This is a genomic window from Hydrogenophaga taeniospiralis, from assembly GCF_020510445.1.
Taxonomy (GTDB): Bacteria; Pseudomonadota; Gammaproteobacteria; order Burkholderiales; family Burkholderiaceae_C; genus Hydrogenophaga.
On sequence record NZ_JAHBAG010000001.1, the window covers coordinates 3367121 to 3392579 of the forward strand.

The 25459-nt window shown below is 66.5% G+C and carries 25 protein-coding genes; 18 read left to right on the forward strand and 7 right to left on the reverse strand.

Annotated features, from left to right (window positions below; genetic code table 11):
• Positions 1–42: 42 nt before the first annotated feature.
• Positions 43–963 carry a cysteine synthase A gene (cysK, locus tag KIH07_RS16070; RefSeq protein ID WP_226492931.1) on the reverse strand — a complete coding sequence of 307 codons (921 nt, stop codon included), beginning with the start codon at positions 961–963 and terminating at the stop codon, positions 43–45.
• 65 nt (positions 964–1028) lie between these two features.
• Positions 1029–2165 (reverse strand): iron-containing alcohol dehydrogenase, encoded by a 1137-nt coding sequence (locus tag KIH07_RS16075; protein WP_226492932.1) that lies wholly within the window; start codon positions 2163–2165, stop codon positions 1029–1031.
• A gap of 143 nt (positions 2166–2308) precedes the next feature.
• On the opposite strand from KIH07_RS16075, the gene KIH07_RS16080 reads away from it, so the two are divergent.
• On the forward strand, positions 2309–3295 hold the full coding sequence (locus KIH07_RS16080; RefSeq protein ID WP_226494730.1) for an alpha/beta hydrolase: 987 nt from the start codon (positions 2309–2311) through the stop codon (positions 3293–3295).
• Between the two features lie 132 nt (positions 3296–3427).
• Positions 3428–4297: a YbgC/FadM family acyl-CoA thioesterase gene (locus KIH07_RS16085; RefSeq protein ID WP_226492933.1), complete on the forward strand. Its 870-nt coding sequence runs from the start codon at positions 3428–3430 to the stop codon at positions 4295–4297.
• Between the two features lie 81 nt (positions 4298–4378).
• Here KIH07_RS16085 and KIH07_RS16090 read toward each other — a convergent pair whose 3' ends face one another.
• Both KIH07_RS16090 and KIH07_RS16095 read right to left on the reverse strand, forming a co-directional pair.
• Positions 4379–5260 carry an NRDE family protein gene (locus tag KIH07_RS16090; RefSeq protein ID WP_226492934.1) on the reverse strand — a complete coding sequence of 294 codons (882 nt, stop codon included), beginning with the start codon at positions 5258–5260 and terminating at the stop codon, positions 4379–4381.
• A gap of 36 nt (positions 5261–5296) precedes the next feature.
• Positions 5297–6238 carry a YgfZ/GcvT domain-containing protein gene (locus KIH07_RS16095; protein ID WP_226492935.1) on the reverse strand — a complete coding sequence of 314 codons (942 nt, stop codon included), beginning with the start codon at positions 6236–6238 and terminating at the stop codon, positions 5297–5299.
• Positions 6239–6358: 120 nt separating this feature from the next.
• Between KIH07_RS16095 and mltG the strand changes: the two genes are divergently transcribed.
• The 8 genes from mltG (at position 6359) to KIH07_RS16135 (ending at position 13292) form a co-directional block, all read left to right on the forward strand.
• Entirely contained in the window at positions 6359–7363 is a 1005-nt protein-coding gene (mltG, locus tag KIH07_RS16100; protein WP_226492936.1) for an endolytic transglycosylase MltG, read from the forward strand.
• 5 nt (positions 7364–7368) lie between these two features.
• Positions 7369–8064: a dTMP kinase gene (tmk, locus tag KIH07_RS16105; protein WP_226492937.1), complete on the forward strand. Its 696-nt coding sequence runs from the start codon at positions 7369–7371 to the stop codon at positions 8062–8064.
• Between the two features lie 10 nt (positions 8065–8074).
• Positions 8075–9121: a DNA polymerase III subunit delta' gene (locus KIH07_RS16110; protein WP_226492938.1), complete on the forward strand. Its 1047-nt coding sequence runs from the start codon at positions 8075–8077 to the stop codon at positions 9119–9121.
• A 71-nt stretch (positions 9122–9192) separates the two neighbouring features.
• Complete coding sequence (locus KIH07_RS16115) at positions 9193–9564, forward strand: PilZ domain-containing protein (RefSeq protein ID WP_226492939.1); 372 nt, start codon at positions 9193–9195, stop codon at positions 9562–9564.
• 88 nt (positions 9565–9652) lie between these two features.
• Complete coding sequence (locus KIH07_RS16120) at positions 9653–10468, forward strand: TatD family hydrolase (RefSeq protein ID WP_226492940.1); 816 nt, start codon at positions 9653–9655, stop codon at positions 10466–10468.
• Between the two features lie 114 nt (positions 10469–10582).
• Positions 10583–11155: an ankyrin repeat domain-containing protein gene (locus KIH07_RS16125; protein ID WP_226492941.1), complete on the forward strand. Its 573-nt coding sequence runs from the start codon at positions 10583–10585 to the stop codon at positions 11153–11155.
• A 121-nt stretch (positions 11156–11276) separates the two neighbouring features.
• Entirely contained in the window at positions 11277–11765 is a 489-nt protein-coding gene (locus tag KIH07_RS16130) for a tripartite tricarboxylate transporter TctB family protein (RefSeq protein ID WP_226492942.1), read from the forward strand.
• Between the two features lie 15 nt (positions 11766–11780).
• A complete protein-coding gene (locus tag KIH07_RS16135) occupies positions 11781–13292 on the forward strand; it encodes a tripartite tricarboxylate transporter permease (RefSeq protein WP_226492943.1) in 1512 nt (503 codons plus the stop codon).
• Positions 13293–13732: 440 nt separating this feature from the next.
• On the opposite strand, the gene KIH07_RS16140 is transcribed toward KIH07_RS16135, so the two are convergent.
• Positions 13733–15319 (reverse strand): winged helix-turn-helix domain-containing protein, encoded by a 1587-nt coding sequence (locus KIH07_RS16140; RefSeq protein WP_226492944.1) that lies wholly within the window; start codon positions 15317–15319, stop codon positions 13733–13735.
• Between the two features lie 125 nt (positions 15320–15444).
• Here KIH07_RS16140 and KIH07_RS16145 point away from each other — a divergent pair, with 125 nt between their 5' ends.
• The 8 genes from KIH07_RS16145 (at position 15445) to KIH07_RS16180 (ending at position 21622) form a co-directional block, all read left to right on the forward strand.
• Complete coding sequence (locus KIH07_RS16145) at positions 15445–15753, forward strand: hypothetical protein (protein WP_226492945.1); 309 nt, start codon at positions 15445–15447, stop codon at positions 15751–15753.
• The gene (locus KIH07_RS25490) at positions 15750–16226 is read left to right on the forward strand and encodes a cupin domain-containing protein (RefSeq protein WP_226492946.1); all 477 of its coding nucleotides are present in this window, start codon (positions 15750–15752) and stop codon (positions 16224–16226) included. The genes KIH07_RS16145 and KIH07_RS25490 overlap by 4 nt, the downstream gene beginning before the upstream one ends.
• Before the next feature lie 207 nt (positions 16227–16433).
• On the forward strand, positions 16434–17288 hold the full coding sequence (locus tag KIH07_RS16155; RefSeq protein WP_226492947.1) for a transporter substrate-binding domain-containing protein: 855 nt from the start codon (positions 16434–16436) through the stop codon (positions 17286–17288).
• A gap of 27 nt (positions 17289–17315) precedes the next feature.
• Complete coding sequence (locus tag KIH07_RS16160) at positions 17316–18017, forward strand: ABC transporter permease (RefSeq protein ID WP_226492948.1); 702 nt, start codon at positions 17316–17318, stop codon at positions 18015–18017.
• Positions 18017–18733, forward strand: coding sequence for an ABC transporter permease (locus KIH07_RS16165; protein WP_226492949.1), 717 nt, complete (start codon positions 18017–18019; stop codon positions 18731–18733). The genes KIH07_RS16160 and KIH07_RS16165 overlap by 1 nt, the downstream gene beginning before the upstream one ends.
• Before the next feature lie 96 nt (positions 18734–18829).
• A complete protein-coding gene (locus tag KIH07_RS16170) occupies positions 18830–19951 on the forward strand; it encodes a succinylglutamate desuccinylase/aspartoacylase family protein (RefSeq protein WP_226492950.1) in 1122 nt (373 codons plus the stop codon).
• 16 nt (positions 19952–19967) lie between these two features.
• Positions 19968–20735, forward strand: a complete 768-nt coding sequence (locus tag KIH07_RS16175) for an ABC transporter ATP-binding protein (protein ID WP_226492951.1) — start codon at positions 19968–19970, stop codon at positions 20733–20735.
• A gap of 137 nt (positions 20736–20872) precedes the next feature.
• Positions 20873–21622 (forward strand): EF-hand domain-containing protein, encoded by a 750-nt coding sequence (locus KIH07_RS16180; protein ID WP_226492952.1) that lies wholly within the window; start codon positions 20873–20875, stop codon positions 21620–21622.
• Positions 21623–21632: 10 nt separating this feature from the next.
• Here the strand turns inward: KIH07_RS16180 and KIH07_RS16185 are convergent, their stop codons facing one another.
• Together KIH07_RS16185 and KIH07_RS16190 are read right to left on the reverse strand one after the other, a co-directional pair.
• Positions 21633–24119 carry a penicillin acylase family protein gene (locus tag KIH07_RS16185; protein WP_226492953.1) on the reverse strand — a complete coding sequence of 829 codons (2487 nt, stop codon included), beginning with the start codon at positions 24117–24119 and terminating at the stop codon, positions 21633–21635.
• A gap of 95 nt (positions 24120–24214) precedes the next feature.
• Positions 24215–25159, reverse strand: coding sequence for an adenylate/guanylate cyclase domain-containing protein (locus KIH07_RS16190; protein ID WP_226492954.1), 945 nt, complete (start codon positions 25157–25159; stop codon positions 24215–24217).
• Between the last annotated feature and the right edge of the window lie 300 nt (positions 25160–25459).

Sequence of the window (25459 nt, forward strand, 5' to 3'; positions counted from 1 at the left end):
GGATGTGCCCTCGGGCACTCCCTTTGACGTCTTGCGGCCTCCTCAGGCCGGCAGGAAACCGTCGACAGACAGGTAACGTTCGCCGGTGTCGTAGTTGAAACCCAGCACCACGGCGTTGGCTGGCAGTTCCGGCAGCTTCTGCGCGATGGCCGCCAGCGTGGCGCCCGACGAAATCCCCACCAGCATGCCTTCTTCGCGCGCGCAACGGCGCGCCATCTCGCGGGCGGGTTCGGCGTCCACCTGGATCACGCCGTCGAGCAGCGTGGTGTCGAGGTTGTTGGGGATGAAGCCCGCGCCAATGCCCTGGATCGGGTGGGGCGCCGGGCTGCCGCCCGAGATCACGGGCGAGGCCACCGGCTCCACCGCGTACACCTTGAGCTGGGGCCATTTCGCTTTCAGCACCTGCGCGCAGCCGGTGATGTGGCCGCCGGTGCCCACGCCGGTGATCAGCACGTCCACACCCTCGGGGAAATCGGCGGCGATTTCGGCGGCCGTGGTCTTGGCGTGGATCGCGACGTTGGCCGGGTTGTTGAACTGCTGTGGCATCCAGGCGCCAGGGGTGCTGGCCACGATCTCTTCGGCCCGGGCGATGGCGCCTTTCATGCCCTTTTCACGCGGCGTGAGATCGAACGAGGCGCCGTAGGCCAGCATCAGGCGACGGCGCTCGACGGACATGCTGTCGGGCATGACCAGCACCAGCTTGTAGCCCTTGACGGCGGCCACCATGGCCAGGCCGATGCCGGTGTTGCCCGAGGTGGGCTCGACGATGGTGCCTCCGGGCTGCAGGGCGCCGGACTGTTCGGCGTCTTCCACCATGGACAACGCGATGCGGTCCTTGATGGAGCCACCCGGGTTGCTGCGCTCGGACTTGATCCACACCTGCTGCGAGGCCCCGGCAAACAGGCGGTTGATGCGGACGTGTGGCGTGTTGCCAATGGTCTTGAGGATGTTCACGGCTTTCATGCGGTCTCCGGTTCGTTGATGCTGGGCGCCAAGTATCCCCCGATCGGGGGTGCCGTGCAGGCCGCTCACATGGCCGCTTCGAGCATGGCGCGGTAATCCTGTGCGCTGGCGATGCGTGGATTGGTCTTGTGGCAGTGGTCGGCCAGGGCTCCTTCGATGACCTTGTCAAACAGGTCGGGCGTGACGCCCATGGCGGCCAGGCCATTGGGCAGGCCCAGGCGGGCGTTCATGTCCTCGATGGCCTCGGGCACGTCGCTGCCGCTGTGCAGGCCCATGGCATGGGCCATGCGGTCCAGGCGCCGGTCCTTTTTCATCGACTCGGCCTCGGCGTTGAAGCGAATCACGGCGGGCAGGAACATCGCATTGAGCGTGCCGTGGTGCAAGCGTGGGTTGACGCCGCCCAGGCTGTGGCTGAGCGAATGCACGCAGCCCAGCCCTTTCTGGAACGCCATCGCGCCCTGCATGCTGGCGCTCATCATGTTGAGCCGCGCCTCGCGGTCCTGGCCATCCCGGGTGGCGCGCTCGATGTGCGCCCAGCCACGCATCAGGCCGTCCAGCCCGATGCCGTCGGCCGGCGGGTTGAAGGCCGGCGCCATGAAGGTTTCCATGCAGTGGGCGATCGCGTCCATGCCCGTGGCCGCGGTCAACATGGGCGGCAGGCCCAGCGTGAGTTCGGGGTCGAGCAGGGCGGTCTTGGGCACCAGGTGCCAGCTGTGGAAACCGAGCTTGCGGCCATCGTCCACGATCACGATCGCACCGCGCGCCACCTCGCTGCCGGTGCCGGCCGTGGTGGGCACGGCGATCAGCGGCGGCACGCGGTCGGTGATCTTCGGCGAGCCGCCTTCGATGGTGGCGTAGGTCTTCAGCGGGCCTTCGTGCACCGCGGCGATGGCCACGCCCTTGGCGCAGTCGATGGCGCTGCCGCCGCCCAGCGCAACGAGTCCGTCGCAGCCTTGCGCCCGGTACACCGCCACGGCCGCGCGCACGGCGGCCTCGGTCGGGTTCGACGGCGTCTGGTCGAACACAGCAGGCTGCAGGTCGGGCAGGGCGGCCAGGGCCTTGTCCAGCAGGCCCGCGGCCTTCACGCCCGCATCGGTCACGATCAGCGGGCGTGTGATGCCCACCCGCTCGCACTCGGCCTGCAGTTGCGCCAGGGCGCCGAAGTCGATCAGGATGTTGGTCACATAGAGGATCTGGGCCATGCTTGTCTCGCTGTGTTGTGGTCTGAATTAGGATTCAAAACTATACGACCGCAGCGCTCCCGGGCCAATGCCGCACTCGATGCGACGGTCCCGCACAGGACATGGGCCACCTCGACGGCCAGACCTCACAAAAAACGCACCGCATGCCGCACCACGCCAACCCCCGAGCCTTGCTCACGCCCGCCATGCGCGGACTGCTCGACCGCATCGCCCGCGCCGGGCATCCGCCCATGCACGCCCTGTCCCCCGAGCAGGCCCGACAGGCCTACGAAGCCGGTGCGGGTGTGCTTGAGGTTTCCCCACACAAGCTCGCGCGCGTGGAAGACCTGCGCATCCCCACGCGCGATGGCCACGCCCTGCCGGCACGCCTGTTCGCGCCCGCGACCGGGCAGCCGCTGCCGGTGCTGCTGTTCTTTCATGGCGGCGGCTTCACCATCGGCAGTGTGGCCACGCACGAGCCGCTGTGCCGGCACCTGGCGCACCTGGCCCACTGCGCGGTGCTCTCGGTGGACTACCGGCTCGCGCCCGAGTGGCCTTTTCCCACCGCGGTGCACGACGCCTGGGACAGCCTGGCCTGGCTGCGCGAACAGGCGCCGGCGCTGGGCCTGGACGGCGCCCGGATCGCTGTGGGCGGCGACAGCGCGGGCGGCACGCTGTCGGCCGTGACGGCCATCGCCGCGCGCGACGCTGGCTGGCCGCTGGCACTGCAGCTGCTGTTCTATCCCGGCACCGCCGGCCACCAAAACACGCCCTCGCACCACAGCTTCGCCAAGGGCTTCCTGCTCGAAGAAGCACATATCGGCTTTTTCTTTGGCCACTACCTGCGCAGCCCGGCCGAGCGCGACGACTGGCGTTTCGCGCCACTCGATGGTGTGGACGAACGCGGCCAGTTGCGCGACCTGGAGGGCGTGGCACCGGTCTGGATGGGGCTGGCCGAATGCGACCCGCTGGTGGATGAGGGCGTGTTGTACGCCGACCGGCTGCGCATGGCCGGCGTGGCGGTGGATCTGGAGATCTACGCCGGCGTGGTGCACGGCTTCATCCAGTTCGGCCGCGCCATCCCGCAGGCGCTCAAAGCCCACAACGATGCGGCGCGTGCGCTGCGCCAGGCCTGGGGATCGGGCGCTTGAATCCGAGGTAATGGATGGGCGGTGCTGGGCGCCCATCCTCCGGACAAACCGGTGACCGCCAGGGATGCCCGGCGGCACTATGCTTGACGGCCCTGGCTTTTTGAGCCCACCGCCACCGACCCGGAGCCCCCCATGAGCCTCAAACGATCCGACTTCCGCTTTGTCCACCGCCTGCGCGTGCGCTGGGCCGAGGTGGACATGCAGAAGATTGTCTTCAACGCGCACTACCTGATGTACTTCGACACCGCGATCTCCGACTACTGGCGGGCGCTGGCGCTGCCCTACGAGGCGGCCATGCAGCGGCTCGAAGGCGATTTGTATGTGGTCAAGGCCACGCTGGAGTTTCACGCCTCGGCGCGGGTGGACGACCAGATCGAGGTGGCCATGAAATGCGGCCGCATCGGCACCTCATCGATCCAGTTCACCGGCGCCATCTTCCGGGGCGACGAACACCTGATCTCGGGCGACATCGTCTACGTGTTCGCCGACCCGGGCAGCCAGACCTCGCGCCCGGTGCCGCAGGCGCTGCGCGACATTCTCATGGGCTACGAGGCCGGCGAAACCATGAGCACAGTGAAGCTGGGCGCCTGGAACGAACTCGGCGCCGACGCGCAGCGCATCCGCACCGAGGTGTTCGTGCAGGAGCAGCGCATCCCCAAAGACCTGGAGCACGACGAGGCGGACCTGACGGCGCTGCACGCGGTGGCCCACAACCGGCTGGGCCAGCCGGTGGCCACCGGGCGGCTGATCCCGACCGGCGCACCGCGCGTGTCGCAGGTGGGCCGGCTGGCGGTAAACCGGGTGCTGCGCGGCGGCCATCTGGGCCAGCAGGTGTTGCAGGCCTTGACGGACGCGGCCCGCGCGCGCGGCGATCGCGAGGTGATGCTGCACGCGCAGCGCAGCGCCGAGGGGTTTTACGAACGCCTGGGTTACCAGCGCCGGGGGGAGCCGTTCGACGAAGCGGGCATCGCCCACCAGGAGATGTTCGTTCCGCTGCGGTAGGACGTCCCCCACAACGCGGCTCGGCTGGACCGTTTCGCGCATTGAGGGTCGCGTGGCGCCGCGGATGCGGTCTGCCCGCTTTCACCAGACCAGGGTTTCGCTGCGCCGGGCCTGCTCGGCCCAGGCGTGCGGGCCGTCCGGCGCGGGGCCGGGTGTGTGTGTCCATTCGCTGATCTGCACCTGCCAGCGCGGGGTGTCTGCCTCGGCCTGAGGGGGCTTCGTCGCGGGTTGCACGCGCAGCACCACGCTGCTGCGTGTGCCGTAGCCGCGCTCGGGCATGCGCACAAAGGGGCTGGACAGTGCCGATTCCACCTCGGGCGGCACACCGGTCAACGGCAACTCGTGCGCGGCCGCCGCCTGCCGATCGGCGAGCGCTTCGGTCAGGGGCGGCAACCAGCCGCAGGCTTCGTCCGTCGCCGCCATCCGCCGCAGCGATGCGCCCAGCGCGTCCTTCAAACGTTCGGTCTTGGGCCAGGGTGTGTCCAGCGCGGCGTTGGACAGGCCATACACGCCGCCGAGCAAGCGCTGGTGGTGCAGGGCCATGGCGCTGTCGTCGTGGGGGCGCTCGGGGTGGCGGTTGCTGAGCCAGGCCCAGACACCGCTGCGGAAGTCGCCCACCACCAGGTTGAAGCCACCGTAGGCGGCCGGGTCGATGTGCGCCAGCAGGGCCGCCTCGTCGCTGTCACCGCGCAGCCAGCGGGTGGCCAGCTCGCCCCGGCTGCGCTGGCCGGGGCCGGGTTGGGCGCTGCGCACATTGGTGAGCATGGCCACGCGACCGGTGTCGCTCGCGCCCAGCCAGGTGCCGCCGTCGCGCAGGTCGCGCCCGGCCACCACGGTGGGGCCGTCGGGCAATGTCCAGCGGTGCAGCGGTGCGGTGGGGCGGTCGAAAAACTCGTCGCGATTTGCCGCGATCAGCAGCGGGCAAGCCGGATCGGCGTCGATGGCGAAAGCAATCAGGCACATGGCGGTTTCCGTGCCGTGCGTGGCCGGCTCAGGCGCTCAGATGTCGTCCAGCAGCGGGTAGGGCAGGGGCAACAGGGTCAGCGCCGGGCCGTCGGCACTGGCCGCGCGCAGTTGGCCCCCGGCCGCAGCACTGGTCTGCATGGAGACAATGGCGTCCCAACCGGCCTCGGGGTGGGGCGCCGCGGCGGCCACGGTGCCGCAGGGCTGGCTGGCGTCGCTGTCGTGGAACACCTCCTGCCCCACCTGCAGCGGTCCGTCGCCATGGACCAGATAGGCCCGGCGCTTGAGCGTGCCGCGAAACTGGCTGCGGGCCACGACCTCCTGGCCGGGGTAACACCCCTTCTTGAAGTTCACGCCGCCGACCGACTCGTAGTTGAGCATCTGCGGCACGAAGGCCTCGACGATGGGCTGGGTGAGGGTGGCCACGCCACTCTGCACCTCCAGCCAGGCCCAGAGCGTCTCGGGCAAACGCTCGCCGGCCGGGGCCGGTTGTTCGGCCGGTGCGACCCACAGGGCTCGCGCCACGCCCGCGCCCGGGTACAGCCGCACCGTCTGGCCGTCATCGGGCCCGCCGGTCAGGCTCCAGGGCTTCTGCGCACCTGCGGGCAACGCGGCACCCGTCAGGCCCCAGATCTGGAACGCATCGCTGGCGTCGACCAGCTTGACCTTGGCGCGCAACACAAACATGGACAGCCGTTTCAGCGTGGCGGCCAGCACGTCGCGACTGCAGACCAGCAGGATGTCGTCGTGCGCGCGCTTGAAGCCGACAAAACTGGCCAGCATGCGGCCCTTGGCCGAGCAGAAGCCGGCCAGCCGCGCCTCGGACAGGCCGAGCAGCGAAAAATCCTGTGTCAACTGCCCGTGCAGGAACTTCGCCGCGTCCTCGCCCTGGGCGCGGATCACCCCCAGTTGGGGCAGGGGGGTGGCGCCCTGCAGCCGGGCCGGGTCAAGCGTGGTGAAAGGGGTGACTAGGGTCATGGTGGGGCCGGGTGATCAAAGGGCTGGGAAACAGCGGTCGATTATGATCTTTGGCCCGGTTCGCCGCCGGGTTGACCCTGGTTTATCCCCCTTCCTGCCCCTGTTCAACCCAAGCCCCTGATGCGCGCTTTCAAACTGTTGGTCGTTGCTGTCGTCGTCGCCACGCTGCTGCCCGCGCTGGGCGCCTGGTGGCTGCAGAATCCTCTGGACATGCCGCCCTCGGCAAGCGCCGAAACACCGCTGGAAGTGAACGTGCCCCCCGGGGCGTCGGCCCGCGCCGCCGCCCAGGCGGTGAGCCAGGCCGGGGTGCGCACCTCTTCGGTGCTGCTGTACGCCTGGTTCCGGTTTTCAGGCCAGTCGCGCGCGATCAAGGCGGGTACCTACGAATTCGCGCCGGGCACCACGCCGCGCAGCCTGCTGGACAAGCTGGTGCGCGGCGAGCAGGCCTTGCGCAGCCTGACGCTGGTCGAAGGCTGGAACATCCGCGACCTGCTGCAGGCGGTGCGCAGTTCGCCCGACCTGACGCAGGACCTGGACGGCCTGAGCCCGGAGGAGGTGATGGCGCGCATCGGTTACCCGGAGCGCCACCCCGAAGGGCGTTTTTTCCCCGACACCTACCGCATGGTCAAACACACCCCGGCATCGGTCGTGTTGCGCCAGGCCGCGCAGGCCATGGACGAGCGACTGGCCCAGGCCTGGGCCGAGCGCACGCCCAACACGCCGCTGCGCTCGGCCGACGAGGCCCTGATCCTGGCCAGCATCATCGAAAAAGAGACCGGCGTCGAGCGCGACCGCCCGATGGTGGGGGCCGTGTTCAACAACCGGCTGCGCATCGGCATGCGCCTGCAGACCGATCCGAGCGTGATCTACGGCCTGGGCGAACACTTTGACGGCAACCTGCGCCGTGTGGACCTGCAGGCCGACACCCCCTACAACAGCTACACCCGCGCCGGCCTGCCGCCCACGCCGATCGCCATGCCGGGCTGGAACTCGCTGCGGGCCGCCGTGCAGCCGGCCGCCACGCCGGTGCTGTATTTCGTCGCGCGCGGTGACGGCACCAGCCAGTTCAGCGCCACCCTCGACGAGCACAATGCGGCGGTGCGCCGCTTCCAGCTCAAGCGCTGAACACCATGTCCGAACCCAGCACGCCCCTTCCCGCCGGACTATTCATCACCTTCGAGGGCATCGACGGTGCGGGCAAGTCCACGCACATCGCGGGCCTGGCCGAGGCGTTTCGCCTGCAGGGGCGCAGCGTCACGCTCACGCGCGAACCCGGCGGCACACCGCTGGCCGAGAAGCTGCGCGCCCTGGTGCTGGGCGAGGCCATGGACCCGCTGACCGAATCGCTGCTGGTATTCGCCGCGCGGCGCGACCACCTGCTGAACGTGATCGAGCCGGCGCTGGCGCGCGGGGACGCCGTGCTGTGCGACCGCTTCACCGATGCCACGTTTGCCTACCAGGGCGGTGGACGGGGGTTCGACCTGGCCACACTCTCGGTGCTGGAGCGCTGGGTACAGACCACGCCCGCCGTGCGGGCCCCCGCGATTCGCCAACCCGACCTGACGCTGTGGTTCGACCTGCCCGCCGAGATCGCGGCGGCGCGCCTGGCCGATGCCCGCGCGCCCGATCGGTTCGAGGCCCAGCCGGTCGCGTTTTTCCGGCGCGTGGCGGCCGGTTATGCCGCGCGTGCCGAGGCCGCACCGCAGCGCTTCGCCCGCATCAACGCCGACCAGCCCCGCGAGCGGGTCTGGCAAGACATCGTCGACACTTTTGCGCGGCGTGGCTGGTGGCCCGGCACGCCCGTGGCTCCGGGTGGTTCGCATTGAGCGCACGGCCATGACGGAACCGTCCCACGCCGCAACGGCCCCCGCGCCCTGGATCCAGCGCCAGCTCTCGCGGCTGCTCGGTCAGCGCGGACACGCCTGGCTGCTGCAGGGGCCCTCGGGCCTGGGGCAGTACGAACTGGGCCTGGCGCTGGCCCAGGCCTGGTTGTGCGAAGCGCCCACCGCCACGGGTGCCTGCGGGGTGTGCAACAGTTGCCACCTGGTCGGCAGCCACGCCCACCCGGACTTCGTGGTCCTCATGCCCGAAACCGTGATGCTGGCCCTGGGCTGGCCCTTGTCCGAGTCGGCGCAAAAAGAGATCGACGACAAGAAGCGCAAGCCGAGCAAGGAGATTCGCGTGGAAGCCATGCGCGACACCGTGGCCTTTGCCCAGCGCACCAGCGCGCGCGGACGCGGCACCGCGGTGCTGGTGTACCCGGCCGAGCGCATGAACCACGTCACCGCCAACGCCCTGCTCAAGACCCTGGAAGAGCCGCCGGGCGACACGCGCTTCGTGTTGGCCAGCGAAGCCACGCACCAGCTCTTGCCCACCATCCGCAGCCGCTGTCAGACCCACGCCATGACCTGGCCGGACCCGGACGAAGCGCTGGAGTGGCTGCTGGCGCAGGCCCGCGCGCAGGGTGCGCCAAAAGCCACCGCCGAAGAAGCCAGGGTGTGGCTGCTCGCGGCGGGCGGGCGACCCGATGACGCGCTCGCCTGGGCTCGCACCGGGCTGAGCGCCCAAGCCTGGGGCCTGCTGCCCAAGGCGCTGGCCCAAGGGGACTGGAGCACCCTGGCCGACTGGCCCGCGGCCCAGCAGCTCGAAGTGTTGCAAAAGCTCTGCCACGATCTGATGGCGTCGGCCTCGGGCGCCGCGCCGCGCTTTTTTGCCGCCGATCATCTGCCCGCGGCCCCGCGCTGGGGCATCCTGGCGCGCTGGTCGCGCGAACTGATGGACGCCGCGCGCACCGTGGAACACCCCTTCAATCCGGGTCTGATGCAAGAGGCCTGGGTCGCCAGCACCCGTCTGGCGCTTGGCAGCAAGGCAACCCGCGGCTGAGTACCGCCCGCTGTGCCCCATGGCCAGCAGGCCGCTCGCTGGCCACGGGTTTGCCGCTAAACTTGAGCGCCATGAGCACTTCCCCTCCTTTGTCAGCGAATGCCGCACGCCCGAGCGTGATCCAGCTCTCCATCAAGGAGAAGGCGGCGCTCTACGCGGCTTACATCCCACTGTTCTCCGATGGGGGCATCTTCATCCCCTCGGCGCGTGAATACCGCCTCGGCGACGACGTGTACGTGCTGCTCAGCCTGCCCGATGACGCGCAACGCTACCCGGTGGCTGGCAAGGTCGCCTGGGTCACGCCCGCCAAGGCCCAGGGTGGGCGCACGCAGGGTGTGGGCATTCGTTTCCCGGCCGACGAAAAATCGCGCCTGCTCAAGCACCGGATCGAGGACATCCTGGGTTCCCATCTGGGTTCGGAACGATCGACCCAGACCATTTGAGTCCGGCTGCGCCCGCCAGCCCCGCTGAACACCCGCCCGCCTGCCCGCATGGCCGGCGGGCGCTGTCTTTGATGGATCGCCCCGCTTCATGTTCACCGACTCCCACTGCCACCTGAGTTTTCCCGAGCTGCGCGAGCGGCTGCCCGCCATCCTCGAAGCCATGCAGCAGGCTCAGGTGGAGCGTGCGCTGTGCATCTGCACCACGCTGGAAGAGTTTGAGGACGTGCACGCGCTGGCGCGCGAGCACACCAACCTGTGGTCCACCGTGGGGGTGCACCCGGACAACGAGGGCGTTCTGGAGCCGACGCTGGACGATTTGTTGACGCGGGCCGCCCGCCCGCGCGTGGTGGGCATCGGTGAGACCGGGCTGGACTATTACCGGCTGGGCGAGCGCAGTGTGGCCGACATGGAATGGCAGCGCGATCGCTACCGCACGCACATCCGGGCCGGAAGGCAGACCGGATTGCCGCTGGTGATCCACACCCGCAGCGCGTCCGAGGACACGCTGGCCATCCTGCGCGAAGAGGGTGGTTTTTCCAGCCTGGCCCAGCCATCGTCCGGCCAGGCCGTTTCACGCGGCGTGTTTCACTGCTTCACCGAAACCGAGGCGGTGGCCCGTGCGGCGCTGGAGCTGGATTTCTACATTTCGTTTTCCGGCATCCTGACCTTTCGCAACGCCGCCGACCTGCGCGAGGTGGCCCGTTTCGTGCCGCTGGAGCGCATCCTCATCGAAACCGACAGCCCCTACCTGGCGCCGGTGCCCCACCGCGGCAAGACCAACAACCCTTCCTACGTGCCCTTCGTGGCGCAGCAGATCGCCGAGATCAAAGGGCTGGCGCTGCAGGACGTGGCCGAGGCCACCAGCCGCAATTTCGAATGCCTGTTTGATCGAGTGACGGGGTGAACCATGCTGAGAAATGACTTTAATAAATCGATAAAGTTGATTGTTATTTCATGGTTTATTGGTTTTTTAGGAACGCTTCACGCCGGATCATTTGAAGACTATTTCAAAGCTGTCGTGCGTGACGACGAATCGGCCGTGATCGCGCTGACTCTGCGAGGCTTTGACCTGAACACCCGCAATGCCGATGGAGACCACGCGCTGTTTCTGGCCCTGCGTGAGGGATCCTTGAAGGTGGCGGATTTCCTGCTCGACCAGACGGTGGTTCAGGTCGAGGCGCGCAACGCCCAGGGCGAAAGCCCATTGATGATGGCGGCGCTCAAAGGCCATCTGGCGCAGGCCCGCCGGCTCATCCAGCGCAAGGCCGAGGTCAACAAGCCGGGCTGGACGCCGCTGCATTACGCCGCCAGCAACGCGACGCCCGTGAGCACGGACATGGTGCGCCTGCTGCTGGAACACCACGCCTACATCGATGCCGAGTCGCCCAACCACAGCACGCCCCTGATGATGGCCGCGCACTACGGTTCGACGGACGTGGTGCAACTCCTGCTGGAAGAGGGCGCGGACCCGATGATCCGCAATGAACAGGGCATGACCGCGATCGACTTCGCCCGCCGGGCCCAGCGCGACGCCCATGCCAGCCTGATCGCCTCCTTCGTGCGCGCCAGACAGCCCCAAGGCCGCTGGTAACCGGTTCGCCCCTCCTCGCGGGCGTGGGTTGCACCAGCCCTCGGGTAGGTGTAACCCACATGGCCGGGGCCCCCTGCGGCCCTCAGAATGCGTGCATATCCAAAACTTGAGGAGACGCATCGTGGCCCTGGCCAGTCAGAAAGATTTTTTCTCGGGACTCATGTTCACCGCGGTGGGCGGCGCCTTTGCCTGGGGCGCCACCACCTATGAAGTGGGGGAGGGTGCACGCATGGGCCCCGGCTACTTCCCGCTCATGCTGGGCATCTTGCTGGTGATCCTGGGCATCATCGTCACCATCAATTCCTTCAAGGCCGGCCCGCCGGGCGGGGACCTCGTGGGTGCGTTTGCCTGGCGTCCGCTGGGGTACGTGCTGGGCGCCAACCTGGCCTTCGGCGCGTTGCTGGTGGGTCTGCCGGCCTTGGGCATTCCCGCCATGGGCTTCATCGTCTCCATCTACGCGCTGGTGCTCATCGCGAGCATGGCGCGCAAAGGCGCCAGCCTGAAAGAGGCGCTGATCCTGGCCACCTTTCTGGCCATCGGCAGCTACGGTGCGTTTGTTTATCTGTTGAACCTGCAGTTCCCGGTGTGGCCTGCGTTCCTCTCGAACTGATCAGGAGCACACACAATGGAACTGTTTGACCATTTGGCGCTGGGTTTCGGCGTCGCCTTCACCTTCCAGAACCTCATTTACGCCTTCGTCGGTTGCCTGCTGGGCACCCTGATCGGTGTGCTGCCGGGCATCGGTCCGCTGGCGACCATCGCCATGCTGCTGCCCGCCACCTACGGGCTGCCCCCGGTGGCCGCGCTGATCATGCTGGCCGGCATCTACTACGGCGCGCAGTACGGCGGCTCCACCACCGCGATCCTGGTCAATCTGCCCGGCGAGTCCTCGTCGGTGGTGACGGTGATCGACGGTTACCAGATGGCGCGCAAGGGCAGGGCAGGTCCGGCCCTGGCCGCGGCCGGTCTGGGGTCCTTCTTCGCCGGGTGCGTGGGCACCCTCATCCTGGCCGCCTTTGCGCCTCCGCTGACCGAAATTGCGCTGAAGTTCGGCCCGGCCGAGTACTTTTCCCTCATGGTCGTGGGTCTCATCGGCGCCGTGGTGCTGGCATCGGGCTCGCTGCTCAAGGCGTTGGCCATGATCGTGCTGGGGCTGCTGCTGGGCCTGGTGGGCACCGACGTGAACTCCGGCGTGGCGCGTTTCAGCTTCGACATCCCCGAGCTCACCGACGGCATCAGCTTCCTGGCCATCGCCATGGGCGTGTTCGGTTACGGCGAGATCATCAGCAACCTGTCGAAGCCCGACGAGCACCGCGAAGTCTTCACGGGCGATGTGCACGGCATCATGCCGACCGCCGCCGATTTCAAGCGCATGCTTCCGGCCGTGCTGCGGGGCACCGCGCTGGGGTCGGTGCTGGGCATCCTGCCCGGTGGCGGCGCCTTGTTGTCTTCGTTCACGGCCTACACGATCGAAAAGAAGACCAAACTGCACCCGGGTGAAGTGCCCTTCGGGCAAGGCAACATCCGGGGCGTGGCCGCACCGGAAGCGGCCAACAACGCGGGTGCCCAGACCTCGTTCATCCCGCTGCTGACGCTGGGCATTCCGCCCAACGCCGTGATGGCGCTCATGGTCGGTGCCATGACCATCCACAACATCCAGCCGGGCCCGCAGGTCATGACCAGCAACCCGGAACTGTTCTGGGGCCTGATCGCCTCGATGTGGATTGGCAACGCGATGCTGATCATCCTGAACCTGCCGCTGATCGGGATCTGGATCAAGCTGCTGACCGTGCCGTACAAATGGCTGTTCCCGGCCATCGTGCTGTTCTGCGCCGTGGGGGTCTATTCCACCAACAACAACGTGTTCGACATCTGGATGGTGGCGCTGTTCGGCCTGATCGGCTACATCTTCATCAAGCTCGGCTGTGAGCCCGCACCCTTGCTGCTCGGGTTGATCCTGGGGCCGATGATGGAAGAGTACCTGCGCCGGGCGTTGCTGATCTCACGCGGCGACTGGTCGGTGTTTGTCACGCGGCCGTTGTCCGCCAGCCTGCTGGCCATCGCGGCCCTGTTGCTGGTGGTCGTGCTCATGCCCTCCATCAAGAAAAAGCGCGAAGAGGCCTTTGTCGAAGACTGAGTGCTGTGTTTGAACAAAAAAGCCCGGCGCAGGAATTGGCCGGGCTTTTTTGTGGGCGCCTGCGGGCGCCTTTTTGTTGGGGCGGATGGATCAGAGGAACATGCGCAGATGTTCGCCCGCCCATTGCAGCACCCAGAAAAAGGCGCTCATGACGACGCCTATGGTCAGGAATGGATGGTCAACCATGGTGTGCTCCAAAGGTCAATGCTGAGAGGCGCCCGGTATCGCCGAAGTGGTGGAATGCTCGGACGCGGCGTCCAACGAAGCGCCGTTGTCCGAAAGAACATCGCGGCTCTTGCCACACGCCCTGAACAACCCATGTATCGGCCGCCGACGCGGGCGCGACAGCGGTTTTCTGTATCAAAGTGTTCCTCGGCATGGCTTGGCTTTATGTTCCACGATGTATATTATGTTAATAAACAAGCGACAAGCATCGATCTTCAGGCCGCCGTATCCGGAACACCGGCTCGGCGCAACCCGTCAACATAGATGTCCAGCTGATCGGCATCCAGCACATAGAACAGCCGTTCCCGGGTCCAGTCGCAATTGAAGTCGGGTTTGCGCTCCAGCAATTGTTCAAGCGCGCTAGCGATCTCTTCGCCCGCACCGATGTGCCCCAGCGCGGCGAGCCGATGAGCAAACGGCCAATAGTGGCAATTCGGAGCCCGTACCGCCTGGCTGGCATAGGCATTGGCCCGCGCGAAGTCGCGGGCGAACAGCTTGGCCTGCGCTCGGTACGAAAGAAAGGCCCACCGCATGGGGTCGTGCGGACTGAGGTCGAGCGCATGCTGAAACAAGGGATCGGCGCGCTCGAAGTCACCCATGTAGACGTATGAATCCGCCAGGCCACACCAGGCGATGGCCAGTGCCGGATTGAGGGTGGTTGCCAAGGCCATTTCATCGATCGCGTCCCTGTAACGCTTCTTGACGGTGAGCACCCTGCCCAGCGCAAAACGCACGGATGCGTCCTGGTCATCGAGCTCGACGGCCCGAAGTGCGATGTTCAGGGCCTCATCCAGCTGCTGGGGCACTGGCGGCGCATCGAAGTAGATCATGCTGAGCACGACGGCGTAGGACAAGAATGCGTAGGCGAGCGAAAACTGCGGATCGAGCTCGACCGCACGCCGCAGCCAGGCCTGCGCCTCCCGGTTGTCGCCCGGGGTGGCCCGGTACAGGTGCGACATGCCCAGATGGAAATGGTCCCAGGCCTCCAGTGAGCGCGGTGGGTGCCGCACGAGGTGCCGACGCGTGAAATGCCCAATCTCGGGTTCGATGCGCCCGGCGATCTTCTCGGCGATGTCATCCTGCACGGAAAAGATGTCTCCCATGTCGCGGTCGTAGTGCTCGGCCAGCACGGCGTAGCCGTGGCGGGTATCGACCAGCTGGAAGCTGATGCGCAGGCGGCCCTGCGCGCAATGGATGGTGCCATCCACCAGGTAGTCCACCTGCAACGCCGTCGCGGCCATCTTCGGACTCGCGCGCTTGAGGCCGAAACTCGCGTTGCGGGCCAGCACGAACAGTGTGCGGCAGCGGGTGAGCAGCCCGATGAGGTCTGCTGCAATACCGTCGGCAAGGTGATCCTGCACGGGATCGCCACTCAGGTTGTCGAAGGGAATGACGGCCACCGACGGGCGCGGGCCCGGCTTGGGCGTCGCTGGCGAATCGATCACGACACCGTCGAGAGGGAATATCTGGGAGATGGCCCCGCCCGGGCTCGTTCCTCCCCTCACCTGGCCAATGAAACGCACGCCCTTGCGCGCATAGGTCCGTATCAGCCGCTGGCTGCGCCCGTCGTCATGAAGTGCCCTTCTGAGCACCGACAGGCGGCTTTCGATGGTCGAGTCGCATACGGTTCGGCCCTTCCATATCTGCCGGACCAGCTCGTCCTTGTCGACGACCCGTTCACGTTCACGAACCAGGTATGCCAACAGATCGAAGACCTGAGGCTCAAGGGCCACCTCCGAGCCCCTGAAGGTGAGCTCCCGCCGCGCCATGTCCAGTACGAAGTCTTCGAACAGGATGTCCATGATTCCTCACGAACGGAGCCGGGATCCGCTGGAGCAAAAGACCAGCAAAAGACAAGAGTTTCTTAAGGACACCACGTCGCTCCTTTGGGCAACATGAACTCCCCTTATTCAACCTGGAGCCGATCATGATCGTCGCACGTTGGCAAGTCAACGCCCGTTTCGGGCTAAAGCAGGAGCTGATCGATGAGATCAGGAACTGGTGGAAAACCATAGGACGTGACATCGGACAGACCGACGTCACCATCTTGACCGGCAGTGTCGGTGCCGCCGAGTCGCTCATCACCGTGGACGTGCGCTGCCCGGACATGGCCGAACTGCAGTCCCAATGGGATCAGCTGGCGCATTTTCCCGAACACAAGGCATTTGCCCTGCGGGTGGAGCCGTTGGTCGTCTCCGGTTCAACCCGTTGGGAGATCCTCAAGGTCGTCACGTGAGTCGCCGCTTCGAGTGGCATTTATCAAGGAGCATGAAAATGACAGTACGTTGCATACCCCTGGCCGCCCTGCTGTTGCTGGGTGCCCACCTCCCCGGCCACACGCAGGACAGCCCGCTTCCCGCCGGCTTCACAACCCAGCCGTTGCTCAAGACCGGCATGACACGCGACAACGAACCCATTCGCTATCCGGCGGCGAACCCCGAAATGGTTTCGGTCATCGGGACCCTGGAAAAAGGCGGCCGCACGCCTTTGCACATGCACCCAGTGCCGGTGTATGTCTATGTGCTTGATGGCGAAATCGAGCTGCGTACCGAAGGCAGTCAACCCCAGCGCTACAAGGCCGGACAGGCTTTCATCGAATCCCAGAACCGCCAGCACCAGGCTTTCAACGTGGCCCCTGAGGGCCCGAGTCGGCTGTTGGTCGTCTTTGTCGGAGAGGCCGGCAAGCCCACCACCGTCGCCGGCAACTGACCCACGCAACACGACCCCGTCCGCAACGATGAGCCCTCGCCTGGACGGTGTCATTGGCCCATGACTTGCTTGAAGCGGGTGTGATGCCGCCCATTCGGGGAAACACCAGCATGGTGCATCGGGCAATTGGACTGCCCAGACCTACAATGTGACCCTCCGGCAGGAGTCCAATCCGGCCACCCTCATTCAACCTTTGCAAGGAAATCCATGAAGCACCTGTTCCTGTCCCTGAGTGTGATCGCCGCCGCCACCCTGGCGGGTTGCGGCAAGACCGAAGCACCGGCCCCGGCCGCACCTGCAGCACCCGAACCCGCGGCCGCGGCACCCGCTCCCGCCAGCCAGTGGCCCGAGCTGCGCGTGGCCATCGACCCGACCTACAAGCCGTTCACCTACAAGACCGAAGCCGGCGAACCCGCCGGTTTTGACGTCGACATCGCCAAGGCCCTGTGCGACGAACTCAAGAGCAAGTGCGTTTTCGTCGAACAAGCCTGGGACGGCATGATCCCCGGCCTGCAGGCCAAGAAGTACGACGCCATCATTTCCTCGATGTCGATCACCGAGGAACGCAAGCAGGCCGTGGACTTCACGGGCAAGTACTACAACACACCCTCGTGTGTGGTGGTGAAGTCGGCACTGAAACTGGGCGCCGAAGCGGCCAACTTCAAGGGCAAGAAGATCGGCGTGCTCAAGGCGTCCACGCAAGAGAAATACGCCATGGGTGAACTCCAGCCCGCGGGCGCCACCATCGTGCCCTACGACGCCCAGGACCAGGTCTATCTGGACATCAAGTCCGGCCGCCTGGATGGCACTGTGGCCGATGTGGTCGAGGTCGCTGGTGGCTTCCTGTCCACCCCGGACGGCAAGGACTACAGCTGCGCCGGTGGCCGCATCCCGGTCGAGTTCGAGAAATACTTCGGCGCTGGCGCCGGTGTGGCGATCCGCAAGGAAGACACGGCCCTGCGTGACGCGCTGGATGCGGGCATCAAGGCCATCCGTGACAACGGCAAGTGGAAGGAAATCGCCGAGAAGCACGTTCCTGGCGTGGACATCTGGGGCTCCTGAGCCTGAGCGCCCGGAGGCCACGATCCAATGACGACTTACCTTCTCAGCATCCTTCAAGGGCTGTTGGTCACCATTGGTGTGTCCCTGGGCGCGCTCATCGTGGCCGCCCTGTTGGGTCTGGCCGGTGCGGCAGCCAAGCTGTCGCACCTCAAATGGCTCAACTGGGTGGGTGACATCTATTCCACCGTGATCCGGGGTGTCCCGGATCTGGTGTGGATGCTCCTGCTGTATTTCGGGGGCCAGATTCTGGTCAACGACATCGCGGAAGCCCTGGGCTTTCGCAGCGGTCCGCAGATCAACCCGTTCGTGGCGGGCGTGCTGACCATCGGTTTTGTGTATGGCGCCTACATGACGGAAACTTTCCGGGGCGCGATCATGAGCGTGCCCAAAGGCCAGTCGGAAGCCGGTTGGGCTTTTGGCATGAGCCGGTTCTACACATTCCGGCGCATGGTGCTCCCGCAAATGGTGCGTTTCGCCCTGCCCAGCTTCACCAACAACTGGCTGGTGCTGCTCAAGGCCACGGCCCTGGTGTCGGTGATCGGCCTGGCGGACATCACCAACCTGTCCAAACAGGCCGGCGCCGCGGCGCGTGGGCAGATCCCTGGCGCCGCCATCATCTTCATGGCCTTCGCCGGCCTGCTGTACCTGCTGATCACCAGCATCAGCCTGCTGCTGCTGCGCCACGCTGAAAAACGCTATTCGGTCGGCGTCAAGCGGGGGGATTTCTGATGGACAAGTTCGCCATCATTTTCCAGCCGCAAAACCTGCAGCTCTACTGGACCGGTTTCATCGCCACCATGGAGCTGCTGGCGGTCAGCCTGATCGCGGGCGCCTTGCTGACGCTGCCGCTCACGCTGATGCGCGTGTCGCGCAACCGCTGGGTCTCGTCCCCGGTCTGGCTGTTCACCTACGTGGTGCGTGGCACGCCGCTGCTGATCCAGGTCTATTTCATCTACTACGGCATCGCCCAGCTGGAGTGGGTGCAAGGCCTGTGGGACACCCACTGGCCGTTCACCTGGTTCAAAGACCCCTTCTTCTGCGCCGTGCTGGCGTTCACGCTCAACACCTGCGCCTATACCGTCGAGATGCTGGCGGGCGCCATCAAGGAAACACCGGCGGGCGAAATCGAGGCCGCTCAGGCGGCGGGTTTCGGCAAATGGAACATGATGTTCCGCCTGATCCTGCCCAGCGCCATGCGCCGCACCCTGCCCGGCTATTCCAACGAAGTGGTGATGATGCTGCACGCCACCTCGCTGGCCAGCGTGGTGCCCGCGCTGTACGACCTGACCAACGCGGCCTACGCCATCTACAAGACCTATTACCTGGCGTTCCAGCCGTTCATCTTCGTCGCGGTCCTGTATTTCGTGCTGACCTTCGCGCTGGTGTACGTGTTCCGGCTGCTGGAGCGCCGTTTTCTCGCTTATCTGCGCCCCATTGCCCACTGACACGACCACCCGTCCTGGGTTAGCCTTGCGCTGCATGACCGGCCCGATCGGGCAGACGCCCGCCCCCTGGCGGGTTCGTGGTCCTAGAACGTCGATATGCAACAGATCAACCACCCCCTCCTCTCGCCCGCGCTGGGCACCCAGCGCCACCTGAGCAGCTGGCATTTCGGTCCGGCGGGCCGCGGCCGCAAGGTCTATGTACAGGCCAGCCTGCACGCCGACGAACTGCCCGGCATGCTGGTGGCCCACCATCTGCGCGGTCTGCTTGAAGCCGCCGAACAGGACGGCCAGCTGCTGGGTGAGGTGGTGCTGGTGCCGCTGGCCAACCCGATCGGCCTGGACCAGACCACCATGCACCACCAGTTGGGCCGCTTCGAGCTGGCCAGCATGGAGAACTTCAACCGCAACTACCCGGACTTCTTCGCGCTGGTGAAGGACGAGGTGGTGGACCAACTGGGGCCGCAGGCCGAGGACAACAAACGCCTCATCCGCGCCGCCATGCGCCGTGCGCTGGACGCCCAGCGACCGGAAACCGAGCTGCAGAGCCTGCGCCTGACGCTGATGCAGCTGTCCCACGACGCCGACATCGTGCTCGACCTGCACTGCGATTTCGAAGCCGCGGTGCACCTGTACGTGGAACAGCCCATGCTGGACCAGATCGAGCCGCTGGCGCGCTTCCTGGGCGCGCGCGCGGTCCTGTGGGCCAGAGGGTCGGGGGCGTCCATCTCGTTTGACGAAGCGCTCTCCGGCCCCTGGTGGCGGCTGCGCGAACACTTCGCCGGCCGGTTTCCGGTGCCCTTGGCCTGCGCCAGCACCACGGTGGAACTGCGCGGCCAGACCGATGTATCCGAAGCGCTGGCTCGCCAGGACGCGCTCGCCATCTTCCACCACCTGCAACACGCGGGCGTCATCGCGGGCCCCGCGCCGGCCCTGCCCCCGGCCCTTTGCGAGGCCACTCCGCTGTCGGGCACCGAGTCGCTGCACGCGCCCCACCCCGGGGTGATCGCCTTCACCTGCGAGGTGGGCGACGTGGTGCGGGCCGGTCAGGTGCTGGCCCACCTGGTGGACCCGCTGACCCCGCGCGCCACCCCCATCCAGAGTTCGATCGACGGCGTGGTGTATGCCCGCCACAACCTGCGCTGGGCCACCAGCGGCCTGGAAATCTGCCGTGTCGCCGGCGCCACCCCGATCCGTTCCGGTAACCTGCTCAGCCCTTGAATCTTCCTCCATACCCATGACCACCAAACTCGAAGCCATCGACATCCGCAAGAGCTACGGCAGCCACGAAGTGCTCAAGGGCGTTTCGGTCACCGCCAACGCCGGCGACGTGATCAGCATCATCGGCTCCTCGGGGTCGGGCAAATCCACCTTTCTGAGGTGCATGAACCTGCTGGAGCGCCCCCAGGAGGGGCGCATCATCGTGGCCGGCGAAGAGCTCAAGCTGGTCAAGGCCAAGGACGGCATGCTCAAGGCCGCGGACGAGAAGCAGTTGCAGCGCGCCCGCTCCCGGCTGGCCATGGTGTTCCAGCATTTCAACCTGTGGTCGCACCTCACGGTGCTGGAAAACATTATCGAGGCCCCCATGCACGTGCTCGGTCAGAGCAAGGACGAGGCGGTCGCCACGGCCCGCAAATACCTGGAAAAGGTCGGGCTGCGCGATGTGGAGGGCAAGTACCCGACGCACATGTCGGGCGGGCAGCAGCAACGGGTGGCGATCGCCCGCGCGCTGGCGGTGGAGCCCGAGGTGATGCTGTTCGACGAACCCACCAGCGCGCTGGACCCCGAGCTTGTGGGCGAGGTGCTGCGCGTCATGAAGCTGCTGGCCGAGGAAGGCCGCACCATGCTGGTGGTGACGCACGAGATGGGTTTCGCGCGCGAAGTGTCCAACCACCTGATCTTCCTGCACAAGGGCTGCATCGAAGAGCAAGGCGTGCCGGCCGAGGTGCTGGCGCGGCCCAAGAGCGAGCGGCTGACCCAGTTCCTCTCGGGCAACCTGAAATAAACCCGGTCCCGCGCGGTCAAAACGCCAAACAGCGGGGATCTTGCCCCGCTGTTGGCCGGCTTGGCCCCCTTCCTTTTGTCGGAACATAGGCGCAGCCCGAACGGCCTCCCCTGTTGTTCCACACGAAAGGAAATCCCATGAGCACCACCGAAACGGTCGGAAGCAGCGTCACTGGCCAGTGGTCGCAGGCCCTGGCGTCCATCGGATCGGCCTTGTCCGGCAAGCTGCAGGACAAGATGTTGAAGAAGATGGACACCGACGGCAACGGCACGGTCGGCAAGACCGAATTCGAGGCCGCGATGGAGAAGGTTTCCACCAAGTACGGCATCGATCTGGGCCAGGATCCGCAGGCCCTGTTTGCGGGCCTGGACAGCGACAGCGATGGCGCCCTGAATGGAGAGGAACTGGGTCAGGTGATCCAGAACCTGTTCGCCCCGCCCACTAACACCCAGGATTTCCTGCAGTCGCGCGGCAACGAAGAACAGTTCGGTGCACTGGATTCCAACGGCGATGGCAGCCTGTCGATGGCGGAGTTCACGGGGCAAAGCAGCGCCGATGGGGCCGATCTGTCCATCGTGTCGACCACGACGACGACCACCACCCTGGTGAGCTCCGGGTCCGAAGTGCCTGTGGCCACCGGTGAAGTCGCACCCACCACGACCACCGCGCAAACCGACGCGGCAACCCCGGTGGCCGCCGCCCCCGCCGATCCACTGCAGGCCCTGATGGACGGGCTGGACAGCGATGGCGACGGTCAGATCAGCGACAGCGAGCTGACCACCTTCGTCAGCCAGCTCAACAGCCAGATCGAAGCCGCCACCCGCAAGTACAACGAAACCGCGCTCGCCGGCCTCAGCGACACCGGCGGCCTGAACGAGGCGGCCTGAGCCTGGCCCCTCAGGGCACCAGGGTCAGGCTGCTGGCCCAGCGCTCCGGCTGCATCCGCAGCGGCCGGTATTGCACCTCGGTCCAGGACCGGCTCATGTCGCGGTAGCGGCCTGAAAACACATTGCCGCTCTGCCCTGTCTGGTAGATGAAGCGGGAGTTCTCCAGATCGGACAGGTCGTACAGCGCGCGCAGGCTGGCGGCGTGCCGGTTGGCAAACGGGGCGTCGGCCTTGTCCAGGTGGTACTGCCCCACGTTGATGGTGAACGGATCGCCGCCGGTGGGGCCCCGCACCTCGAACAACGGCGCCAGCGCCTTCACATTGCTCAACGGGCGGTGCACCGAAATCGAAGGGTGCGCATCGCCCCAACGCCAGGTCGAAACGTCCTGGCCGTGTTTTTCCCGCAACCGGTCAAGCGCGCGCCCCAACGCCTGTGCGCTTGCCTCGGCACAACCCGGCGCGCCACACCAGCCGGTGTCGTCACGTTCCAGGATGCCCTCCACCGCGTTGCGGAACAGGCGCTTGCCGTACATGCCCTCGAAGCGCTCGCGGCCCAGTTTGCCGCCGATCACCCCACGCGTGAATTCGTCGACCCAGGCGGTGTAGATCAGCGGGGCCGCGGCGTCCGCGCGCATCACGCCGTCGAAACCTTTGAGCGCTTCCTGGGCCGCGGCGGCCAGTGGATGGCTGGACGCGGTCTTCTGCAGGAAGGGCAACAGGCGCAGGGTGGCGGCGGAAAACTGGTCGGCGTGCATGGCCTCGAACGAGGCCATGCTGTGCCGCGGTGTTTTCGCCAGCAGGGCTTCGATGCGCTCCTGGCGGTACGCCGCGGCCCAGTCCTGGGTCAGGAAATGCGGGTAGTCGGGGCCGTGGATGCGCTGGTTGGCGGTGGCGATCCAGCCCTTGGCGCCGTCGTCCTGCGGCGTGTCCTCGAAGCGCAGCCAGCCGGCCCAGTCGTAGCGTGCGTCCCAGCCCGGTGCCGGGGCCACGCCCCGGATGTCGTTGGCGGCGGACCGCACCGGCACCCGCCCCACGGCCTTGTAGGCCATGCGCCCGCTGCGGTCCGCCATCACCGCGTTCTGCATCGGTGCGTGGAACTGGCGAAACGCCTGCATCAGCTCTTCCACCGATCGCGCCCGGTTGGATTCGAGCGTCGCCTGCACATTGCGGTTGTCCGCATCCAGCGCGGTCCAGCGCAGCGCGACGGCATAGCGGGAGGTGTCGATCAGCTCCTGGGTGCGTCCGGGAATGTCGCTGAGCACGGGGCCGTGGCGGGTGCTGCGCACCGTGTGCTGCACGTCGGCCTGCCCCTTGACGCGGATCGTCTCGACCCGGGTTTCAAACGCGGTCCAGGCCTGGGCGCCGGAGTCAGACGGCACGCGGTACTGCACGGGGTTGGACGGGTTGATCTGCTCCAGGTACAGGTCCTGCACGTCGGGCCCGGTGTTGGTGAATCCCCAGGCCACCTGGTCGGTGCGACCGAGCACCACGAAGGGGGTGCCCGGCAGCGTGGCGCCGATCGCGTTCATGCCTTTGATGCCGCCCGCGTCGGGCGCCTGCAGATGGGCGAAATACCAGATGGCGGGAGCACTCAGGCCGAGGTGCGGGTCGTTGGCCAGCAGCGGCTGGCCGGTCTCGCTGCGCGAGCCCGCCACCACCCAGTTGTTGGAGCCCTTGCCCTCGATGTTGCCCAGCTCGTTGGCCCAGAGCTGCATGTCGCGGCCGATCTGCGCCATCATCGTCGGCGCCGGGGCGGCCGACGACGAGGTCTGGGCGGGCCCGGCGCGGTACACGCCCAGCTCGCGGTACAGGCGCGCCAGATCGGCCTGCGCCGCCGGCGGTTCGCCGGGGTATGGCGGGAACAGCTGCCACAGCTGCGCCGTGTCCAGCACCTGCAAGGCCGAGAGCCGAGCCAGCTCGTTGCCCCAGTTGCCCCCCAGGTCGAGCGCCATCATGAGCGCCCAGCCCGCGCTGTCCAGCGGGTCCCAGTACTGCCCTGCCCGGGCCGCTTCGCGCGGGTCGATGCCCAGGAGGTGGAACTCGGGTGACAGCGCCTGGTCGCTGTGGGCAAAGAACGCGTTGACGCCGTCGCTGTAGGCCTGCAGCGCCACCTGCGCCTCCTCGGGCAAACCGGCGAACTGCCGGCGCGCGGCCTCACGGATGCCCAGGGTGCGCATGAGCCGGTCGGTGTCCAGCGTGGCCGGACCCACCACCTCGGAGAGCGTGCCGCGCATGATGCGGCGGTTGAACTCGAGCTGCCAGCCACGTTCCTGCGCATGCACATAGCCCATGGCCATCCAGGCATCGCGCGGGTCGCTGGCCCGGATGTGGGTCACATCGCCCGCATCGCGCTGCACCTGCACCCCCGCGCCAAGACCGGTCAGCCGCAGCTCACCGCGGGTCTGGGGCAGGCTTTGCCCGATGTAGATCGCGGCAGCGACCGCCACCACACACAAAAGGGCGAACAAGGCCCATGCGAAACGTTTGGTCCAGCGCACGTTGTCTCACTTCGTTGGTTTTATGGATTCCTGCCTGGAGGTGGCCTGCCCAGCAGGCCCTCCAGCGGCCGTCCCCTTCGCGGGGATTCGATGGCCTATTTGCGCGATTGTCCGCGCCCGAGCAGCATGTTGCCATCCACCAGCCGGAAGCGCACGGTGGGGGCGCTGAAATCCGAGAACGGCGCGCCCATGGCGATCTCGCCATCGCTGTGCAGCAGGCACTCCTGCCGACGCAGGGCGATCACGTTGTCTCCCCCGGCGAACCGCACCCAGGTGCCGTAGCTGCTCACGTCTTCCAGCACATAGTTGCCGGAGCGGATGTCGATGCTGGCGTGCGTGCGGGAAACCCGGGGGTCGTTGACCACAAAACCGGCCTCCGGCACGCGGCCGATGGTCAGCGGCAGATCGGTGATGCTGAACAAGCGGCTGGCGTCGAGCCAGGCCAGCTCGATGCCACCAAAAACCGAATCGGCCGACACCCCCAGGGTGTGCAGATCGGCCGGCAAGGTCAGGAATTCCGACAGCATTTCGGTCTGCCATTCGATGCGGAACACCTCGCACGGCTCGGCCCGGCCCTTGATGCGCATGGGCCCCAGGCTGCGGCTGCGCACCCCGCTTCGGGGGCTCAGCTTGCGCACCACCGCATCGTTGACCAGGATCTGCTCCGGCCCGGCCAGATCGCTCAGGCGCGAAGCCAGGTTGACGGCATCGCCAAAACAGTCGCCATCGACCTGCACCACCTGACCACGGGCCATGCCGATCTGCATCATGAGCTTGAGCCGGTTGGGCCAGTTGGAAACCCGCTTGGCGTGCTCCTGCTGGATCTGCACCATGGTTTCAATGGCATGGCGGTTGCTGGAGAAAGAGAGCAACACACCATCGCCCAGCATCTTCACCACCTTGCCACCGTTCTCCAACCCCATCGAACCAATCCATTGCGTCAGTTTGGTGACGGCCTGGGTGGCGCGGTCATTGCCCAGTGTTTCGAACACGGACACGCTGCCTGTCAAATCCACAAATGCAATCGTCAGTTCGGCCATGGGTACTTGAGAAATTGCCTGGAATTACAACACACCGGATCGTCGGATCTGGCCTGGACGACACCAGGGAATGCGCAGCGCTCAGGCCCGGTTCTTGCCGAGCCATGGCCCGACCCGATGTGACATTTTGGGCCGTTGATCGGTTCACGGTTTTTCAACCGCATTCGTCCCAAGGTTCTACATACTTGAATCGACCCCACTCGCCATGAGCCATGACTACCCACAAGGTATTAAAACCGCTGGGAATGCACCTTGAATAACCCTGCCAAGCCCATGATTTACATGTTGTTTTTTTGATTT

What these genes read in the sequence shown, in the direction of transcription:
- KIH07_RS16170 (WP_226492950.1), top strand. Translation starts at nt 18,830, where the DNA reads ATGCAACAGATCAACCACCCCCTCCTCTCGCCCGCGCTGGGCACCCAG.
- cysK (WP_226492931.1), bottom strand. Translation starts at nt 963, where the DNA reads ATGAAAGCCGTGAACATCCTCAAGACCATTGGCAACACGCCACACGTC.
- KIH07_RS16160 (WP_226492948.1), top strand. Translation starts at nt 17,316, where the DNA reads ATGACGACTTACCTTCTCAGCATCCTTCAAGGGCTGTTGGTCACCATT.
- tmk (WP_226492937.1), top strand. Translation starts at nt 7,369, where the DNA reads ATGTCCGAACCCAGCACGCCCCTTCCCGCCGGACTATTCATCACCTTC.
- KIH07_RS16190 (WP_226492954.1), bottom strand. Translation starts at nt 25,159, where the DNA reads ATGGCCGAACTGACGATTGCATTTGTGGATTTGACAGGCAGCGTGTCC.
- KIH07_RS16110 (WP_226492938.1), top strand. Translation starts at nt 8,075, where the DNA reads ATGACGGAACCGTCCCACGCCGCAACGGCCCCCGCGCCCTGGATCCAG.
- KIH07_RS16095 (WP_226492935.1), bottom strand. Translation starts at nt 6,238, where the DNA reads ATGACCCTAGTCACCCCTTTCACCACGCTTGACCCGGCCCGGCTGCAG.
- KIH07_RS16115 (WP_226492939.1), top strand. Translation starts at nt 9,193, where the DNA reads ATGAGCACTTCCCCTCCTTTGTCAGCGAATGCCGCACGCCCGAGCGTG.
- KIH07_RS16135 (WP_226492943.1), top strand. Translation starts at nt 11,781, where the DNA reads ATGGAACTGTTTGACCATTTGGCGCTGGGTTTCGGCGTCGCCTTCACC.
- KIH07_RS16180 (WP_226492952.1), top strand. Translation starts at nt 20,873, where the DNA reads ATGAGCACCACCGAAACGGTCGGAAGCAGCGTCACTGGCCAGTGGTCG.
- KIH07_RS16165 (WP_226492949.1), top strand. Translation starts at nt 18,017, where the DNA reads ATGGACAAGTTCGCCATCATTTTCCAGCCGCAAAACCTGCAGCTCTAC.
- KIH07_RS16090 (WP_226492934.1), bottom strand. Translation starts at nt 5,260, where the DNA reads ATGTGCCTGATTGCTTTCGCCATCGACGCCGATCCGGCTTGCCCGCTG.
- KIH07_RS16145 (WP_226492945.1), top strand. Translation starts at nt 15,445, where the DNA reads ATGATCGTCGCACGTTGGCAAGTCAACGCCCGTTTCGGGCTAAAGCAG.
- KIH07_RS16080 (WP_226494730.1), top strand. Translation starts at nt 2,309, where the DNA reads ATGCCGCACCACGCCAACCCCCGAGCCTTGCTCACGCCCGCCATGCGC.
- KIH07_RS16075 (WP_226492932.1), bottom strand. Translation starts at nt 2,165, where the DNA reads ATGGCCCAGATCCTCTATGTGACCAACATCCTGATCGACTTCGGCGCC.
- KIH07_RS16140 (WP_226492944.1), bottom strand. Translation starts at nt 15,319, where the DNA reads ATGGACATCCTGTTCGAAGACTTCGTACTGGACATGGCGCGGCGGGAG.
- KIH07_RS16155 (WP_226492947.1), top strand. Translation starts at nt 16,434, where the DNA reads ATGAAGCACCTGTTCCTGTCCCTGAGTGTGATCGCCGCCGCCACCCTG.
- KIH07_RS16120 (WP_226492940.1), top strand. Translation starts at nt 9,653, where the DNA reads ATGTTCACCGACTCCCACTGCCACCTGAGTTTTCCCGAGCTGCGCGAG.
- KIH07_RS16175 (WP_226492951.1), top strand. Translation starts at nt 19,968, where the DNA reads ATGACCACCAAACTCGAAGCCATCGACATCCGCAAGAGCTACGGCAGC.
- mltG (WP_226492936.1), top strand. Translation starts at nt 6,359, where the DNA reads ATGCGCGCTTTCAAACTGTTGGTCGTTGCTGTCGTCGTCGCCACGCTG.
- KIH07_RS16085 (WP_226492933.1), top strand. Translation starts at nt 3,428, where the DNA reads ATGAGCCTCAAACGATCCGACTTCCGCTTTGTCCACCGCCTGCGCGTG.